At 62.5% G+C, this 18,123-nt stretch carries 13 protein-coding genes; 5 read left to right on the top strand and 8 right to left on the bottom strand.

Annotation, left to right across the window (positions count from 1 at the left end):
- Positions 1–17: 17 nt before the first annotated feature.
- The 8 genes from I2I01_RS19430 to I2I01_RS19395 all read right to left on the bottom strand — a co-directional run bounded on the left by I2I01_RS19430 (position 18) and on the right by I2I01_RS19395 (position 9,613).
- Positions 18–1,100 (bottom strand): hypothetical protein, encoded by a 1,083-nt coding sequence (locus I2I01_RS19430; RefSeq protein WP_196288158.1) that lies wholly within the window; start codon positions 1,098–1,100, stop codon positions 18–20.
- A gap of 87 nt (positions 1,101–1,187) precedes the next feature.
- Positions 1,188–1,616: a cytochrome c maturation protein CcmE domain-containing protein gene (locus I2I01_RS19425; RefSeq protein ID WP_196288157.1), complete on the bottom strand. Its 429-nt coding sequence runs from the start codon at positions 1,614–1,616 to the stop codon at positions 1,188–1,190.
- Between the two features lie 54 nt (positions 1,617–1,670).
- Complete coding sequence (locus I2I01_RS19420; RefSeq protein WP_196288156.1) at positions 1,671–1,907, bottom strand: CcmD family protein; 237 nt, start codon at positions 1,905–1,907, stop codon at positions 1,671–1,673.
- Positions 1,897–2,655, bottom strand: a complete 759-nt coding sequence (gene ccsA / locus I2I01_RS19415; RefSeq protein WP_196288155.1) for a cytochrome c biogenesis protein CcsA — start codon at positions 2,653–2,655, stop codon at positions 1,897–1,899. The genes I2I01_RS19420 and ccsA overlap by 11 nt, the downstream gene beginning before the upstream one ends.
- A 25-nt stretch (positions 2,656–2,680) precedes the next feature.
- Positions 2,681–3,349, bottom strand: coding sequence for a heme exporter protein CcmB (locus tag I2I01_RS19410; protein WP_196288233.1), 669 nt, complete (start codon positions 3,347–3,349; stop codon positions 2,681–2,683).
- Positions 3,350–3,405: 56 nt separating this feature from the next.
- A complete protein-coding gene (locus I2I01_RS19405) occupies positions 3,406–4,935 on the bottom strand; it encodes a T9SS type A sorting domain-containing protein (protein WP_196288154.1) in 1,530 nt (509 codons plus the stop codon).
- Between the two features lie 132 nt (positions 4,936–5,067).
- Positions 5,068–8,352 (bottom strand): PD40 domain-containing protein, encoded by a 3,285-nt coding sequence (locus I2I01_RS19400; RefSeq protein WP_196288153.1) that lies wholly within the window; start codon positions 8,350–8,352, stop codon positions 5,068–5,070.
- A 184-nt stretch (positions 8,353–8,536) separates the two neighbouring features.
- Complete coding sequence (locus I2I01_RS19395; protein ID WP_196288152.1) at positions 8,537–9,613, bottom strand: NAD(P)/FAD-dependent oxidoreductase; 1,077 nt, start codon at positions 9,611–9,613, stop codon at positions 8,537–8,539.
- A 168-nt stretch (positions 9,614–9,781) separates the two neighbouring features.
- On the opposite strand from I2I01_RS19395, the gene I2I01_RS19390 reads away from it, so the two are divergent.
- From I2I01_RS19390 to I2I01_RS19370, 5 genes are all read left to right on the top strand, one after another.
- Complete coding sequence (locus tag I2I01_RS19390; protein ID WP_196288151.1) at positions 9,782–10,423, top strand: MBL fold metallo-hydrolase; 642 nt, start codon at positions 9,782–9,784, stop codon at positions 10,421–10,423.
- Positions 10,424–10,519: 96 nt separating this feature from the next.
- Positions 10,520–11,248, top strand: coding sequence for a CDP-alcohol phosphatidyltransferase family protein (locus I2I01_RS19385; protein WP_196288150.1), 729 nt, complete (start codon positions 10,520–10,522; stop codon positions 11,246–11,248).
- A 128-nt stretch (positions 11,249–11,376) separates the two neighbouring features.
- Positions 11,377–15,366, top strand: a complete 3,990-nt coding sequence (porU, locus tag I2I01_RS19380; RefSeq protein ID WP_196288149.1) for a type IX secretion system sortase PorU — start codon at positions 11,377–11,379, stop codon at positions 15,364–15,366.
- 54 nt (positions 15,367–15,420) lie between these two features.
- On the top strand, positions 15,421–16,644 hold the full coding sequence (gene porV, locus I2I01_RS19375) for a type IX secretion system outer membrane channel protein PorV (protein ID WP_196288148.1): 1,224 nt from the start codon (positions 15,421–15,423) through the stop codon (positions 16,642–16,644).
- Between the two features lie 93 nt (positions 16,645–16,737).
- Positions 16,738–18,015: a M16 family metallopeptidase gene (locus I2I01_RS19370; RefSeq protein WP_196288147.1), complete on the top strand. Its 1,278-nt coding sequence runs from the start codon at positions 16,738–16,740 to the stop codon at positions 18,013–18,015.
- The last annotated feature ends 108 nt before the right edge of the window (positions 18,016–18,123 follow it).

Raw genomic sequence — 18,123 nt, 5'->3', positions numbered from 1 at the left:
AAGAATATCCGGCAAATTTACAGCCGCGCCGCCGGAGCCGGGAGATTCAACAACAACCGGTCGGTAAAAAAGGCGCCCCGCGGCGGGTGGCAGGTGATTTCAACGGCAATTTTTTCCAGGCCTGCGTCCTGCCATTTGCGCACGGGCACCTCGGCCTGGCGCACATCGCCGGGTTGGTTGACGAGCTGGCGGGCCAGCAGCACCCGCCCGGTGCCCGGGTCGGTGATGATGACCGACAGGCGGGCTTTGATAGGGTATTTGCGCAGGGGCAGCGTCACCACGTCGGGGCGCGGGGCGATGCCAGGTAGGGGCATGGTGGCGGCCGTGTTGTAGGCGTACCACCACTGGCGCAGGCGGGCAGCGGCCGGGCCGGCGTCGGCGCGGGTGGTCACCACTTGGTAGTCGTAGATGCCGGGGCCAGGCAGCGTGTCGGCCACGGCGTAGCTGGTTTCGGGGTGGCCGTAGGTATCGCGGCGCACGGGCACGTAGCGCACCTCGGTGCTGCGGTACTGGTGGATTTCGCGGCGCATCACCCGGCAGCCGGGCGTGCTGGCCAGCGAATCGGGGATGGTCCAGCTCAGCTCCACCACGCGGCTGGCGGTGGGCAGCAGGCGGGTGGGGCTGGGCGGAAAATAGCTCACGGGCATGCCGCTGGCCGTTTGGCTCACTTGTAGGGTGAACTGGCAGAAGTCTTTCAGATAGCCGTCCACATCGAGCAGGTAAGGCTGACCGGCGCGCAGCGAGTCCAGCGTCACAAACACGTCGTCCTGCGTGCCGAGGGAGGTGCAGCTCAGGATGCGGTAGGTGGCCGGCTGGCAGGGCGTGCCCGTGAGCACCACCAGCTGCACGCCGCGCACATCGCGGCACTTCTGCCCGCCGATATTGATGAAGTAGCGCCCCGCCGTTTTGGGTGTGAACTCAAACCACTGGTCGTTGTGATACTCAATGCACTTGCCGGTCAGGCGCTCGTCCACGCAGTTGCGCTGCACGGTGCAGCCGGTGGTGCTAGAAGTGATGGTTTCCTCCAGGCGCAGCACGCGCCGGTTTTCAATGTTGTCGTTGGGCACCTGGGCCACAGCGGCAGCAAAGAAGCAAACCACTAGCCCCAATGAAAAAAGCACCCGGTTTCCGAAGCGACGTATCGTTTCGGAAACCGGGTGCCTGAGTGCTTGCGGGCGGGCCAACTACTACTGAACCGAAGCCGTGGCGCCTTCCAAATCCTTCTTCACGTATTTGCTGGGGCACTTCAGCAGAATTTGGTCGGCCATGAACACGTCGCCTTTCATGGCGCCGGTGATGACAACCTGCTCCGAAGCATCGAAGTCCTGGGGCTTGGGGTTGTTGTACACCACGCGCTGGGCTATCTGAGTGCTGTCCACGAGCGTGAAGGCGAAGTAGTTGGGGTCCTTCAGCGGGTCGTATTCCAGGCCGACGGGGCGCTTCTGTGCATCGCGGGGCAGGCGGCCCACTACGTGCACCTTGGTGGTGTTGCCCTCGGCGGCGCGGGCGCGGGCTTCGCCGAAGCCCACGTACATGCTGGCGTCGGCCGTAGTGCTGAGGATGATGGCAGCAGCCACCGCAATGATGGCAATGATAAACAGGCTAGACTTTTTCATTGTGAATCAGCAACAGGTTTAAGGCGCCGGTGGTGCCGCCCGGCGTCGAAAAAATCAGGAATTAGCTTCTTTTTCCAGCTTGCTCACCTTCCGGTCGAGCGAAAACAAGTACACCAGCAGGCCGGTCACGATGATGACTACAACGGCCACCACCACGTAAATCTTGCCGTTCTGACGCAGGGTATCGGCCATGTCCACGCCGTCGGCTGCGGGGGCCTGCGCCGCCGCCCGTTGGGCAAATTGGAACAACAAAACCAGGAGGGCGCACAGGCGCAAAACGCTATTTTTCATCGTTGCGAATTTTCAGGAATTCCAGCCGGCTGCTGATTTGGGTCAGCCAGAAGGCAAAAAGTATCCACCCAATCACGGCGGTGTAAAACACGGGCCGCATGGTGCTGTCGAGGTCGTATTGATTGAAGCCAGGGTTGCCGGTCTGGCCGGGGTGCAGGCTGTTGCCCGACACCCGCGGCAGCACAAACAGCAGCGGAATGGCCGCCGCGAAGGCGAAAATGTTGTAGATGGCCGACACCCGTGCCCGCTGCTGCTCGTCGCGGAACGAGCCGCGCAGTATCAGGTAGGCACCGTAGATGAGCAGGGCCACGGCCGCTCCGTTGAGGCGTGGGTCTTCCTTCACCCACCACGAACCCCAGGTGAAGCGGGCCCACAGGCTGCCCGTCATCAATCCCAGCACGCCCAGCACGATGCCGCTTTTCACGGCTTCGTGGGCCAACACGTCTAGGCGCGTCGACGGATTGCGCAGGTATAAAATGGAGTACCACACCGACACCATGAGCACCATGAACATGGAAAACCACATCGGCACGTGGAAAAACAGGTTGCGGATGCTCTCATTCACGATGGGCAGGCGCGGCACCGGAATCAGCAGCCCGGCCACCGAGCCGGCCAGCAGCAGCACGGCCGTCAGCACTTTCCAGCCGGTGCCGGCGCTTCGCTGCTCAATCAACTTCTGGCCGCCCCAGATGCCCCCCACCGTGAAGGCAAGGCCCACAATACTGCCAATGATTTTTGCCGTGGTCATACTACTTCAACTGCTTGCAGCGGGGCTAGCCCCGCCATAAAAAAGGAAACAACACGTACGACGCCGCGCCTACTATCATGTTCAGCGCCAGCAGCGTCAGCAGCGACTGCTGGCTCACGCCGCGGTCGAGCCCGTCCAGCGCATTCTTACTCACCTTGATGAGCAGCAGCAGCATGGGTATCATCAGCGGGAAGCCCAGAATGGCCATGAGCGTAGCGCCGCTGCCGCCCGCCTTGGCCGCAATGCCCGATACCAGCGTGAGTGTGGTGGCAAAACCCACGGCCCCCAGCAGCAAGTTCACCACAAACAGCGCCGGGTCCTGAATAGGGTTGCCCAGAAACACCGTGTAGAGAAATAAGCCTAGCAGCGCCACTGCCGTGAGCAGCAAGGCGTTGTAAATGATTTTGGCCAAGATAACCGCTTGGGGACGCACCAGCGTGTAGTAGTACAGTCGCTGGCCGGGGCTTTCCTGCATGAAGCCTTTGGCCACGGCGTTGATGGCCGCAAACAGCAGAATCACCCACAGCAGGGCGTTCCAGGCCGGGGGCGGGGGCGTGCCGCCGCGCAGGCTGAAGCTCAGGAAGCACACAAACACCGTGCTGCCCACGTAGAGCAGCAGCCCACCCAGCGCCGCCCGCTGCCGCCATTCCAGGCGGAAGTCTTTGGCTAGCAGGGTGGAAATTTCGCGGAGCAGGGGCACAGTCGAAGGCTACGGTTCGGGCCGCAAAGATACGCCCGACCTGCCCCGAATTATTCCCCCACCCGCACTTTTGCCGTGACCGTCCGTCCTTGCTGGCTCACCGTCAGCACGTACAGTCCCGGGGCCAACTGGCCCACAGGCACCGCAAGCTGGGCGTTGACGGGCGTGGTTTCGGCCACGTACACCGCTTGCCCCAACGCATTATGCAGGCTCACACTGGCCAGCGCGCTGGCGGGCAAGCGCAGCATAAGCGCCTCACGCACGGGATTGGGGTAGGCGGCCAGCTCCAGCGCCGCTGCGGCCGGGCGGGCAGCCAGCACGCTGGTGGTGCGCATGGGCATGAAGTTGAGCAAGCCCAGTGCCGCCTGGTCTACCTGATGCACGATGTGGCTTTCGGCCACGGCGGCCGAATTGGTGCCCCAGTCGTTGTTCTGGGCCAGCATATTGTCGGGCATGTTCAGGTAGAAGTCGTACACCTGGCCGCCGTTGCCGTTGTTGTAGAGTTGGTTGAGGCCCACGTTCAGGCTGTCGCTGCTGCTCACGTCGCCGAAGCTCATGGTAGGGCCGGGTGTGGTGCTGGTGGTCGAGGTGCGCAGCACCGTTACGCCCCAGAGGTTGCCGCGCAGCACGTTGCGGCTGGCCACGCCCGTAATGGTGGCACTGCCCTGCAGGTTGATGCCGCTGCCGCCGGTGAGGGCGTTGGGGTTGATATTATTGTTCTCGATGATGTTGCGCGTCACGGTGGCCGTGATGCCCGCGCCCAACAGGGCCAGGCCGTAGCGGTTATTGGCAATGCGGTTCTGCCGGATGCGCACCGTGGTGGTGCCACTGGTGCCGAGCAGGTTCGATACCGACACGCCGCCGGCCATGTTGTAAGGGCCACCAATCACCTGGCAGCGTTCTATCACGATGGGCGTAGCGCCGCCAATGCCCAGGTTAATCTGCGGGTAGTTGCCATTCTCGGTGTCGTTATTGCGGAACACGCAGTTCTGAATCACCGGTGAGGTGTTGCGGTTGGCCGGGCTCAGCACACCGGAGCGCGCATTGGCATATATGCGGCAGTTGAGAATGCGCGGCGCCCCACCCGAGGGACTGATAGCCCCGCTATTGGTTGAGGTAGTGCCAATGCGCGACACCTGGTAGCGCACCACGCAGCTGTCGAGCAGCAAGTCATTGTCCAGTACCCGGATGCCGCCGCCGTACTCCACAATGGTTTTGCGCAGCCGCGAGCCTTGGCTGGTGGCCGAAAACGTGAGCCCGCTAAACGGCGCCGTGCTGGTCTGGGCCGTTATCTTCACCGAGTCGCGCGGGTTCACTAGCAGCACACCGTCCACCGTCACCAGAGCCGCTGCGGCCACGCGCAGGGTCGCGTTGGTGCCGATGACGAGCGTATCGGTGGGGCTGAGGCGCAGGTTGCCGTTCACGGCGTAGGTGCCCGGGCTGGTGAGCACCACGTTGGAGCCGGTGGCGGCCGCCAGTTGGGCCAGCGTCCAGCGCACGCCCGTGCCGGGCGTTTGGTACTGCGCAAAAGCGCTGGATGCAGCCAGCGAGAGCAACGCGGAAAGTAACAGCTTTTTCATAGCAGAAAGGGCTTGGCTGATGGGCGGGAAGAACGAAAATAGGGGCTTATGGGGCCGGTGCAATATACAAAAAGGCTCCCGGCCAGGAAGCCGGGAGCCTTTTATAAGCTGTTGTAGAATAAGGGCTAACTACTAAAAGTCGTAGCCCAGGGTGAAGTAGAATTTCGGGCCGTGGGTCACGTAGTCTTCCTGGCCCCAGGCCACGTCTACTTTGCCATAGAAGCCGAGCAGCGTAGTGCGCGCGCCCACGCCATAGCCAATCAGCAGCGGGTTGCGGAAGTTGATAACCGTGGCCGTGAAGTAGTTGCCGTTGCCGCCCGCCTTCACGGTATTGGCCGAGTTGTCGACGCCGAAGGGATTGGTACCCGAGTAAGCCGTGCCGGCATCGGCAAAGCCCGTGAGCTGCAGGTTGCGGAAGAAGCCCGAATAGATGGGCCGGTGCGCGAAGTACTGCACAATGGGGATGCGCAGCTCACTGTTGAACAACACGTAGCGCGGGCCACTGCGGGCGCTGTAGTTGAAGCCGCGCAGGTTGGTCACAAAATCCTGGTTCATAACCTGGTCGGCAGCCGAGTAGCCGGGCAGGAAACGTGCCTGCGTGTAGTCGGCGTTAATCAACCAGTCGTCCATGCCGCCGATGCGGAACACTTGGGCCCGCGGGCCAAAGAACTGCCCGTAGCTGGCCCGGTTGGCCCACACGATGGAGCGGCTGATTTTCTGGTAATGCCGCAAGTCAATTACAAACTTGCTGAAGCTAAGGCTCTTGTCGCCCAGGCTATTCAGGCTTTGCAGGCTGGCTTTCAGGCGCGTGCCCACCACCATGTTCACGCCGGTGTTGATGCTGTTGTCGAACACCAACTCGCCTTTGTAGCCAATATAATTGGTGCTCTGGTCGTTGGCCGTCGACACATCGCCGAGCTGCGTGCTGGAGATATTCACGAAGCGGGGCCCGCCGCGCACGCTCAGGTTGTGGGTAAGCGGGTAGGCAATGGTGGGCGCTACTTCGTGGCGGCCGTAGCGGTAGTTGTAGGAGCCGATGCCGAAGAAGTAAGCCTGCTTCTGATAAGCCACGCCCCAATCGTAGCGCTTGGTCAGGTTGGTGTAGCCCACGCGGATGTTGCTGGTGCGCAGGTCGAACAAGCCAAAGATGCTGGCGTCGATGCGCTGGTTTTCCAGCACATCGGTCAGCGCTGCCTTAAACTGCAGGCCCAGGCCCAGCAGCGGGTCCACGTACAGCGCCGTCGACACATTATCGGCCATGAAGCGCGTGTCGTACCGGAAAGGCCCCGTCAGCGGATTGTCAATCTGAGCTTGTGTTTGTGCGGCCGCGGCCGTCGAAGCCGCTGTGGGCGTCAGGCGCCGCCGTTTGGTCGCTGCCGTCTGGGCCGGCTCGTCTTCCTCAAACTGGTAGTCGCTGGTGTTTACCTGGCCGGTCGATTTCGTATTAGCCGGCGCCTTGGCGGGCGCACTGGTCGAATCGGCAGCAGCGGCGGCTACAGACGTTGTCGCTGGCGCAGGTGCAGGCGCAGGCGCAGGTTTGGGCGGTGCCAAGGTGCGCGGCGGGGCCGAACGGTCTTCCAGCGTTTGCTGGCGGCTGGTTTTGGTGAGGGGCAGAGCCGTGGGAGGCAGCGCGTATTCGGGGTAGAGGTACAGGATGTCGCGCGACTGCGCGGGCGCCACAAACACCAGGGCCTTTGTCACGGCGCTGTAGTCAAAATCCTGCGTGTTGGGCAGCCAGCTGGTGAGAATGCCGCGCTCCTTGGTTTTAAGCGAGTAGCGGTAGATGGCCCGCACGCCGCTTTCTTCGCCCAGGTACAAAATCTCGTCGTCGGAAATGGCGCGGGGCCGCGTCTCGTTCGAGATGGTGCTCACCAGCGTTTCCACCGGAATGGCGCGGCCGTCGAGGTGATATTCAAACAGGTCGTAGTTGTTCACCACGTTCTGGAAGGTGGCCGGCCGGGCCCGCCCCGCCGAGTCGAGGTAGCGGTTTGAACTGAACACGATGCCCTGCCCGCTGGGCAAGAACACGGGCTGCACGTCGTCGAACAGGTCGTTGGTGAGCTGCTCGGCTTGGCGGCTGCCAGCACGCAGCACATAAATGTCATTCTGCCCGTTGCGCACGGCGCTAAACGCCAAGGCTTTGCCGTCGGGTGAGTAGCTCATGCTTAGCACCTGGTCGTAGGGCTCGAACAGCGAAGTAGGCCGCGAGAAGCGAATGGATTCGGCCACGCGGCGCACCAGGCCGCGGCCATCAGCATCGCGCAGGCGCAGGGTCATTTTGCCCCGGCTCATTTCGGCCACGGCCACCTGCGCGTTGCCGCGCCAGGCTATCACGGGCAGGCGGGTTTCAATTTGCTGGTCGGGGGTTTTGTAGCCGCCGCGGCTCAGGGTGCGGCGATGCGAGCCGTCGCGGTTCATCACCACCACGCGATAGCGGCCCTGCTCGTTCTGGGCGTAGGCCACGAGTTGGCCGTTGGGGCTCACCACGGGCTGCGAGAATACGTCGGCATGGCGGTTGCGGCCCCCGAGGCGGAATTTCTTGTCGGGTTCCGTCAACGAAGCCACTGCCGCGCCGTTCTGCTCGCGGTAATACGCCAGCCAGTCTTTCAGAAACACCTTAAATGGCACGTTCAGCGAAGAACTGATGCCCACCTCAATGTCGCGCGTGATGCGCGTCAGGTTCAGGATGTTTTGAATGGTGGTGTAGCCGTAGCGCTCGGCCACGTAGTTCCAGATGCTCTGGCCGGCCAGCGTGGAGTTGCGCAGGAAAAACGGCGCCGTGCGGTTGCCGGTGGGGTACTGCTTCACCATGTCGCGCATGTAGCCGTCCATGTCCACGCTCCAGCCTTCGGCCGCGTAGGCCGACGCCCCGCCGATAAACCAGTCGGGCAGCTGCAGCAGGTAGCTGCTTTGCAGCACTTCCTTCAAGGAGCCGCCGTACATCATGTCGTTGAGCAGCACCTGGGTTATCTGGGTGCTCAGCTCGCGCTTGAACTCGGTTTCCTGGCCCTCGAAGGCAATTTGCACCTTGCTCATGCGGGCCAGCGGGGTTTCGCCGCCGTTAATCTGCTGCAGCGTAGCCGTAAGGCCGATGTTGCTCTGCCGCAGGTCGCCCACCGAATTGTAAAACAGCAGGGTGGTCTTTGAGTAAGGGTAATAGCCGATAAGGGCCGTGATGCGCTGCAACTCCTTCTCGGCGTACTCGGCGGCGCGGCGGGCGCTGGCCTCGCCGCCATCGTAGTACATCACATTGAAGTTCTGGGTGCTGAGCTGCTGCCAGTTGAACTGCTTGTATTGGATGCGCACCCGTCCGAAAGGCTCCTGCGCCGTCTGGGCCCGGGCCGCGGGGCTATGAAGCAGGGGCAGCAGCAGCGCCAGAGCTCCCAGCGTGCGCTTGGCGGATAATGGAATGGTCATAAAGTAGACAACGAGCAAAAGCAGATTTTAGTCCGCGGTAACGCTTAGAAGTTGGCGGAGCCGGCGAAAGGTTCCGCCCGTCTACACTGCCGGGCGGGTCCGTTGAAGTAAAGGCATTTAGCCCGAAATTGTTCCACTTCCGCGCCGGGAATATCGGGACTTTCCGCCGTTGCTTCCATACTGTTCAAATTACGCCCACCGGACGCAGGGCGTTGTAGCGTTGCAAGCTGGCATCAGGCCATATTTCGGCGCGGCCTTCCAGGCAGTCAGCCAGCAGCGAGGCCAGGCGCGGGGCCAGCATCACGCCCTTCGAGCCGTAGCCACCGCAGAAGCTCAGCGCGGGCACGGTAGGGTGGGGGCCCAGCAGGGGCCGGCGGTCGCGCACGGCGGGCCGCACGCCCGCCCGCTGCCCCAGCACCGCAAACGGCAGGTCAGTAATCACGCTCAGGCGGGCCGCCAGCTCCTCGCGCCCCACCGCCGTGATGCCCTCGCTAAACGGCGGCCAGCGGTAGGTGGCGCCCACCCGGAACCGCCCCGCGCCCATGGGCACCACGTAGGCGCCGCGGTTGAGCACTTGCGCGTCGCTCAGCCCCACGCATTCCACGTCCAGCACTTCGCCCTGGTTGGGCGTAAGGGGTAGCCAGTCGAAATAGGGGTTGCGCACCGCCGCCGCGCCCTCGCAGCAAATGACGTGGCGGGCCCGTACCTGCCCGGCGTAGGTGGCGCCGTCGGCACCGGTTTGTAGTTGATGCCAGTCGAAAGGCTCGGCCCGGAGCCAGCCCGCGTCGTGGCCCTCGGCGGCCAGGGAGGCCAGCAGCTCGCGCACGGCCACGTGCCCGCCGCCGCGCAGCCAGGCCCCACCAAAGGGGACGTGCACGCCGGGCAGGCCGGGGTCGGCGGTCGTCAGGTCAGCCATGAAGTTGCCCCAGGGCCGGTCGGCGCTGCGGGCCAGCACGGCGTTCTGCTCTTCGAGGGAATTGAAGAGCTTGAAGATGGGGGTTTCGTAGAAGAATTTCTGGCCGTAGCGCTGTTCCAGTTCGCGGTAAAACGCGCCCGCAAACGGCAGTAGCTCGGCCGCACGCCACGAGAGGGCGAAGCGCTTGCCCGCCACCGGGTTCATCAGGCCGGCCGCCACGTTGGAGGCGGAGTTGGTTTGGCCGGGGTCGAACACCAGCACGCGGTGGCCCCGCTGGCGCAGCACGTAGGCCAGCGTGGCGCCCGCAATGCCGTGGCCCACTACCAGAAAATCATAGTCCGTCATGGCCGGCAAGGTAAGGATGTTGCGTTTATTACAAGGATATGAATTTTATGGCATGTGGCGTTAGGCGCAAGTGACTAATCGCAGGTGCCTCAACGCCCGAAACCCAAACCCAACGGCCTTTCCCCATCGCGCCGTACCTTTCCGCATTGCTTCGAAACCCCGTGCTGTATGACCGTTGCCGGCTTTGCCTTCAATCCTTTCTCCGAAAACACCTACCTGCTGATTGACGAGGCCACCCGGCAGTGCGCCATCGTGGATGCCGGCTGCTACACCCCGGCCGAGCAGCAGGCCCTGCGCAGCTACATCGAAACCCAGCAGCTGCAGGTAGCCCTGCTGCTGAACACGCACTCGCACATCGACCACGTGCTGGGGGCCCAATTCGTGCTCGATACCTGGCCCGACACCCCGTTCCTGGTACACCGCCTCGACCTGCCCACGCTGCGCGCCGTGCCCACCTACGCCGCCAACTACGGCTTTCCGCAGTACCGGCCGGCCGAGCCCACCGGCGAACTGGTGGCCGGCCAGCCCGTGCGCTTTGGCGAAACTGAATTGGAGGTGCGCTTCACGCCGGGCCACGCGCCGGGCCACGTGGTGTTCTATCATGCGCCCACGGCCACCGTTATTGGCGGCGACGTGCTGTTTCAGCGCAGCATCGGGCGCACCGACCTGCCGGGCGGCAACCACGCCGAGCTGATTCATAGCATCGAAACCGAGCTACTGACCCTGCCCGACGACACGGTGGTGTACCCCGGCCACGGCCCGGCCACCACCATCGGCGACGAGCGCCGGTACAACCCATTTTTGCAGTGAGCAATTATCAGTTAGCAGTGAACAGTAGCTCATCCGTGTGCTGCGTCTCTGCTAACCATAGCTGCTCCCTGTTCACTGTTCACTGATAACTGCCCTTTGAAACGTCACCTGCCCAACGCCATTACCTGCCTCAACCTGCTGTGCGGCTGCTTGGCGCTGACTAATATTTTTGCCGGCGACCTGGCCACGGGGGCCTGGTTTGTGGCCGCAGCGGCGGCGGCCGATTTTGCCGACGGGCTGGTGGCCCGGGCGTTGCGCGTATCGTCCGCCATCGGCAAAGACCTGGATTCGTTAGCTGATATGGTGTCGTTTGGCGTGGTGCCGGGCGCTATCCTTTTTCACCTGCTCTACAAATCGATGGTTTCGCCCGAGCCCGGCTTTCACACCTTGGTGGGATTGGCTGGCTACGTACCCTACGTCGGTTTTCTCGTCAGCATCTTCTCGGCCTTGCGCTTGGCCAAATTCAACAACGACACCCGGCAGACGACTTCCTTTATTGGCCTGCCTACGCCGGCCTGCACGCTGGTAGTGGCTTCGTTGCCGCTCATTTTGGCCTACGACCAGTTTGGGCTGCATGGCGTGGTGCTGAACCCCTTGGTGCTATTAGGCCTCACGGTGCTGCTCTCGGGCCTGCTGGTGGCCGAATTGCCGCTGTTTGCGCTGAAGTTTAAAACCCTGCGCTGGGCCGATAACCGGCGCCGGTTTATTTTTCTGCTGCTGGCGGCAGGGTTATTGCTAGCGCTGCGGGCTGCGGCTGTGCCCTTGGTGGTGCTGCTCTACGTGTTGCTGTCGGTGCCGAAGACGGCGGCCCGTAGCGGTTCGTAGCGGCCGGCGCAATAAATAGACTATTTGATTGTTATGATAGCACTCCCGGGTGAACCTGAAGCCCGGCCGTGCTGTTGCCGGGCCAGGGAGGCGGCCGGACGTCAGGCAGGTATTTTAACGTAGTGTGTATGCGTCTTTTTTTTCTCTTCGTTGCAGTTGCGGGAATGATGGTAGGGGCCGCTGCCCCGGCGCGGGCCCAGTCCGGAGCCCTCACCACCACGCACGGCACCATTAGCTGGGGTGGCTATACTGAGGTGCCGAGCCGCAGCACCCGCAAGCAAAAGGTGCCCACCTTCAGCGAAGCCAACCACGGCATGGACGAGCAGGTGGGCTGGTTCACTTTGCGCCTGGCGGGCGGCGCCGTGAGCCAGGGCGAACTGGCGAACTTGGTGTATGAGCCCTTCTCTGCCGCCGACGCCAAGATGTTCGACGCCAGCCGGCTGCCCACCGGCCCCGACCCGCGCCTGAGCACCGGCACCGAAATGAAGCGCCCCGTGACGCGCCTGAGCCTGCGTGCAGCCCGCCGTAACCCCCAAACCGGCCAGCCCGAGCGCCTCGTGTCGTTCGATTACCAGTACGTACCCGATGGCAAAAATGCCGCGGCACGCAGCACCGGTTTTCACACCTACGCCAGCCACTCGGTGCTGCAAAACGGCGACTGGTACAAGATGGGTGTGGGCGAAAGCGGCATCTACAAGCTCGACAAAGCGGCCCTGGCTGACCTGGGCCTGAACACGCAAACGCTCAACCCCCGGAACCTGCACATCTACGGCAACGCCATGGGCATTTTGCCCCAGGCCAGCTCGGTGCGGCGCCCCGACGACCTGGCAGAGAACAACGTTTTGCTCGTAAACGACAACGGGGATGGCGTGCTTGATAACAATGAGTTTTTCCTGTTTTATTCGCCGGGCCCCCACACCTGGGAAGCGCAGGGCGGCGTGTTTCGGCATCGCAACAACATCTATACCGACACGGCCTACTACTTCGTAACGGTGAACAACACGCCCGGCCGGCGCGTGGCCCCGGCCCCGACGCCAGCAGCCGGCGCCACGCCCGCCAATATCACCACCTTCACCTACCGCGACTTTTTGGAGCACGACTTGGTCAACCTGCTGCACTCGGGGCGCACCTGGGTGGGCGAGGGGTTCCGGCCCAACGGCACGAATCAGTTCTCGTTCAGCGGTATTCCTGATTTGGTAGCCAATGCGCCGGTAAAGGTCACCAGCTCGTTGGTGGCGAGTAGCTTTTCCCCCAGTTCTTTTCGGCTCACGCTAAATGGGGCAACGTTGGGCACGGAGACGCTGCGGGAATTGAGCACCCAATCCTTTACCGCCATTGCCCGGCAGGCCGTCACCACTTGGCAGCTGGCCCTGCCCAACCCCGGCACTGACCTCAACGTGGGCCTGACTTATAGCAGCGGCGATGGCAGCGCCACCGCCTACCTCGACTACCTCGAAATCAACGCACAGCGCCAGCTCCGCCTCAGCGATGCGCAGCTGGAGTTCCGCTCGCTGAACAACATTGGTCCGAACGCCCTCAACCAGTACATGCTCAGCAACAGCACCGGGGCCGTGGTGTGGGACGTCACCAACCCGCGCCGGCCGGCCTCTTACACGCTGACCGGCGGCAGCTTTTTGGCCCCGGCCGATACGTTGCGCGAGTTCGTGGCGTTCTTGCCCAACGGCAACCTGACCAAGAAACCCCGCAAGTTTGGCCGCGTGCCCAACCAGGACCTGCACGCCTACACGTCGGCCGATTTGATTATCGTGACCTACCCGACGTTTCTGGGCCAAGCCCAGCGCCTGGCCGACCACCGCCGCACCCACGACAACCTGCAGACGGTGGTGGTGACCACGCCGCAGATTTACAACGAGTACGGCTCGGGCGGGCAGGACGTGACGGCCATTCGCGACTTCGTGAAGCAGATTTACGACCGGTCGCCGGCTGGCAAGCAGATGGAGCTGCTGCTGTTCGGCGACGCATCGTACGATTACAAATCGGACCCTTACAATCCGGAAAAGACCGAAGCGGTGTGGCCCGCCTGGTGGCGGAACCGGGTGCCCTTCCGCAACGACGCCGATTTTGACAAGTTCAATCAGAACTATGTGCCCACCTACGAGTCGCGCGAGTCGTTCGGGCCGTTTTACGACGGCGTGAGCTACGCCTCCGACGACTTCTACGTGCTGCTCGACGACGACGAGGGCGAGTGGCCAGAAGGCAACAGCGGCGAGCTGCTGGACATGGGCGTGGGCCGCCTGCCCGTGCGGATGCCCAAAGGCCAATTGACCGACGTGACGCAGGCCCGTGAGGTGGTCGACAAGATTATTTCCTACGACTCGCCGCAGTCGTACGGCAAGTGGCGCAACCGCATCACGCTGGTGTCGGACGATGGAGAAGGCGACCTGTTCGTGGGCGCGGGCTCGGAGATTGTGGCCACTAGCCTGCAGCGCAACTACCCGGTTTACAACGTGCACAAAGTGTACCTCGACCTGTACCCGCAGGTGGCTTTGTCGGCGGGTCAACGTTCGCCCAACTGCGAGCGGGCCATCAACCAGGCGGTGGAGCAGGGGTCGCTGATTGTGAACTACCTGGGCCACGGCGGTCCCAAGGGCTGGGCCGATGAGCAGATTCTGACCGATGCGTCGGTGAGCGTCCTGCACAATCCCAACAACCTCACGTTCTTTACCACAGGCACCTGCGACTTTAGCTATTTCGATAACCCCGACTTTACCTCGGGCGGCGAGAAGGCCCTGACCGACAACGCCACCGGCGGCGCCATTGGCTTGTTCACGACTACGCGCGTGGTAGATGCTGGCAAGAACGCCACCCTCAACCAGGCGTATTTCAACCGCGTGCTGCAGCCCATCAACGGCAAGATGCCCAGCATTGGCGCCATCGTGATGATGAGCAAAAACGACCACCACGGTTCGGTTGCAACGTATGACCTCAACGACCGCAACTACACCCTGCTGGCCGACCCCAGCATGACACTGGCTTACCCCGAGCAAACCGTGGTGCTCGACAGCGTGCGGCAGCGGGTGCGGGGCCAGTGGCAGCAGGCCGATACGCTCCAGGCTCTGGCCCGCGTGCGGGTACACGGCAAGGTGCTGAACGGCGGCGCGCTGAATACGAATTTCACTGGCCAGGCACAGGTCACGATTTACGACAAACCCGCCACGGTGATGACCTTGGGCGACGAAATCAACGGCCCGCTCGGAGCGGCCGACGGGCCCAAGCCCATCGTGGTGCAGGAAAGCGTGATTTACAGCGGCCAGGCCAATGTGGTGAATGGTATGTTCAACCTGTCGTTTGTGGTGCCGAAGGACATCAACTACAACGTGGGCCTGGGCAAGGCCAGCCTTTACGCCTACGACCCCACGCGCCGAGTAGACGCCAACGGCTACCAGCTGCACCGGGTGGGCGGCGCCAATAGCCTCGCGCCCGCCGATGACACGCCCCCGGAAATCCGGCTGTTCATGGACGATGAATCTTTTGCCTTCGGCGGCCTGACGGCACCCAACACCACGCTGCTGGCTTTTCTGACCGACGACAACGGCATCAACACCACGGGCGCCGGCATCGGCCACGACATCACGGCCACCATCGACAACGACGTGAACAAACAGCTAGTGCTAAACGACAGCTACGTGTCCAACCTGGGCGACTACCGCTCGGGCAAGGTTACCAACTTGTTCAAGGGCCTGGCTAATGGCCCGCACTCGCTGCGCCTCAAGGCCTGGGATACGTATAACAACTCTGCCGAGAAGGAAATTGAGTTTGTGGTGGCCACCAATGAGAAAATAGCCCTCGACCACGTGCTCAATTACCCCAATCCGTTTGCCAACTCCACTACGTTCATGTTCGACCACAACCAAGCGGGTGGCGGCGATGGCATGCTCGACGTGCAGGTGCAGATTTTCACGGTGGCGGGCCGGCTGGTGCGCACGCTCACGGCCACGTTGCCCAGCTCAAAGGCGCACCAGGACGGCATCACCTGGAACGGCCGCGACGATTTCAACGACCAACTAGCCCGCGGCGTGTACGTTTACCGCCTCAGCGTGCGTTCTGCCAACAACGGCACGGCGTCGAAATTCGAAAAACTCGTCATTCTTAATTAATCCAATCCGCTTTTATTTGCGCCCGGGCCGCCAATGGCCTTTTCTCCCACCAGTATGCAGTCACTCGTTTCGCGTTCGCGCCTGGCCCTGGTTGCCGGCTTGCTGGCATCGGCCGGCACGGCCCACGCCCAGCTCGACCCCCACGCCATCACCACGGCCGTGCCCATTCTCACCCTCAGCCCCGACGCCCGGGCCTCGGGCATGGGCGAGGCCGGCGTGGCCACTTCGCCCGATGCCAACTCGGCTTATTTCAACCCGGGCAAGCTGGGCTTTCAGCAGTATAAGTACGGGGCTTCGCTGTCGTACTCGCCCTGGCTGCGCAACATCACCGACGACATGAGTCTGTCGTACCTGTCGGGCTACGCCAAGGTGGGCCAGCGTTCGGCCTTCGGGGCCTCGCTGATGTATTTTGACCTGGGCAACATCGACTACCGCGACGGCCAGAACCTGCCCAACGGCAACTTCAACCCCAAGGAATACGCCCTGACGGTGTCGTATGGCCTGCAGCTGACCGATAACTTCGGCATCGGCGCTTCGGCCCGCTACATCCGCTCCAACCTTATCGGGGCCATCGGCAGCAGCGACGCCAAGCCCGGCCAGTCGGTGGCCGTCGACCTGGGCGCCTACTACTCCAAGGACGTGACCATTGGCACGGGCCTGTACAATCTGGCCTTCGGGGGCACGATTTCGAACATCGGCAACAAGATGACCTACTCGGACCCCCAAAATCCGAGCTTTTTGCCCACGCAACTGAAGCTGGGCACGGCCATCACCCGCGAAATCGACCAATACAACAAAATCACCCTGGCATTTGATGCCACCAAGCTGCTGGTGCCCTCGCCGTACTACGAGGATGGCGTGAGCCAGAACGACCCGCGCATCAAAGCCCTGAACACGGAGCGTAACAACCAGCCCATTATCGGCGCCATCTTCTCATCGTTTAGCGATGCGCGGGGTGGCTTCAAAGAAGAGCTGCGCGAAATCAATCTTTCGACGGGCCTCGAGTACAACTACAACGACCTGTTGTATGCGCGCGGCGGCTATTTCTACGAAGCGCCCGACAAGGGCGACCGTCAGTACGTGAGCCTGGGCCTGGGCGTGCGCTACCAAGTGTTCGGCATCGATGGTACCTACTTGGTGCCCACCGGCAACAACTCGCAAAACAACCCCCTGGCCCAAACCATCCGGGTGTCGCTGCACTTCAACCTAAACAAGCTGGCCGACGCTTTCGATGAAAACGGCGCTGGCGGCACCAGCGGCGAAGTACCGTCGAACTAAACTTCCGAGGGGTTCAGCCTCTTTTAGACGTCATGCTGTGGCTCTGCCCGGCATGACGTTTTGCTTTTCCTCTTATACTTTTTTGAATCCAGAATGCTTGACCGTACCATAGCGCCTCCCATTCAACCCCTGGCCCGTGTGGCGCTGCCCGCAGCTGCCCTCATGGCGCTGCCCAACGGCGCCCGTCTGCACGTGTTGGCCAACGACGCCCAGCCGGTGGTGCGCCTGCAGGCCGTGTTCCGGGCCGGCAAGCTGGCCGAGCCCAAGCCCGGCCTGGCCACCCTCACGGCCCGTATGCTGCTGGAGGGCACTACCACCCGCACAGCCCGCCAAATTGCCGACGAGGTGGCCTTCTACGGCGCTTCGCTGGAGTGCGACGCCGGCTTCGACCGTTCCACGCTCACTTTGTATTGCCTCACGCGTCACCTGCCGGCCTTGCTGCCGCTGGTGCTGGATGTACTCACCAACCCTGCTTTTCCGGAGTCGGAGCTGCAGCAGCTTAAAACCCGCACCATCCAGAACGTGCGCGTGGAGCGGCAGAAAACCAGTTTTCTGGCTTCCGAGCGTTTCAATGAGCTGTTGTTCGGAGCCGAAACGCCTTACGGCCGTGCCTTCGACGCCGAGGCCTACCAGGCCCTGACGGCCGACGAAGCGCGGGCGTTTCACCAAACGGCCTATGCTGGGGCCAACGCCGAGCTTTTTCTGTGCGGCGATGTGGCCGCCGAGCAGCAGCTGGTAGCCGAGGCATTCGAAGCGCTGCCCGCAGGCGTTGCGCTAGTCGCCGCTCCAGCTACGGATGACGCTACGGCGCTAAGCGGGCCCAGCCGAGTGCCCGTGGCGGGCAGCCTGCAGGCCTCTATCCGCATGGGGCGGCTGTGGCCCAGTCCCACTCACCCGGATACCCACCGGCTGAAGCTGCTGGTGAACGTGCTGGGCGGCTACTTCGGCTCGCGCCTGATGCGCAACATCCGCGAAGACAAGGGCCTGACGTACGGCATCTACTCCAGCGTGGCCCCACGCGAGGCGGCAACGTCGCTGGTTATTGGCACCGACGTGAAGGGCGAAAGCGCCGACTACGCCGTGAGCGAGATTGAAATGGAGCTGCGCCGGCTACAGGAAGAATTAATTCCGGCCGACGAGCTGGAAACAGTGAAAAGCTATATGCTGGGCAAGTTCGCCAATGAACTGTCCACGGTATTTGAGCAGTGCGATAAATACAAAAACCTGGTTTTCCTGGGGCTGCCCGCTGATTATTATACCGAATACGTGAGCCAAACCGAAGCGACCGATGCCGAAACGCTGCGGGCTTTGGCGCAGCAGTACCTGGCGCCGGAAACCATGCAGGCCGTGGTGGCTGGACCAGCTTTATAGACAGCACTGGGAATAGTTGTGTTGTCGCGTTAGCATCGGCAATGGGCATAAAAAAAGAGCCGGGAAACTCCCGGCTCTTTTCGTTTGGGGTGATGTGCGTGAATGAGG

Source organism: Hymenobacter properus (assembly GCF_015694735.1).
GTDB lineage: Bacteria > Bacteroidota > Bacteroidia > Cytophagales > Hymenobacteraceae > Hymenobacter > Hymenobacter properus.
Note: the sequence above shows the minus strand (reverse complement) of the source record. Positions and strands in the feature narration are given on the sequence as shown.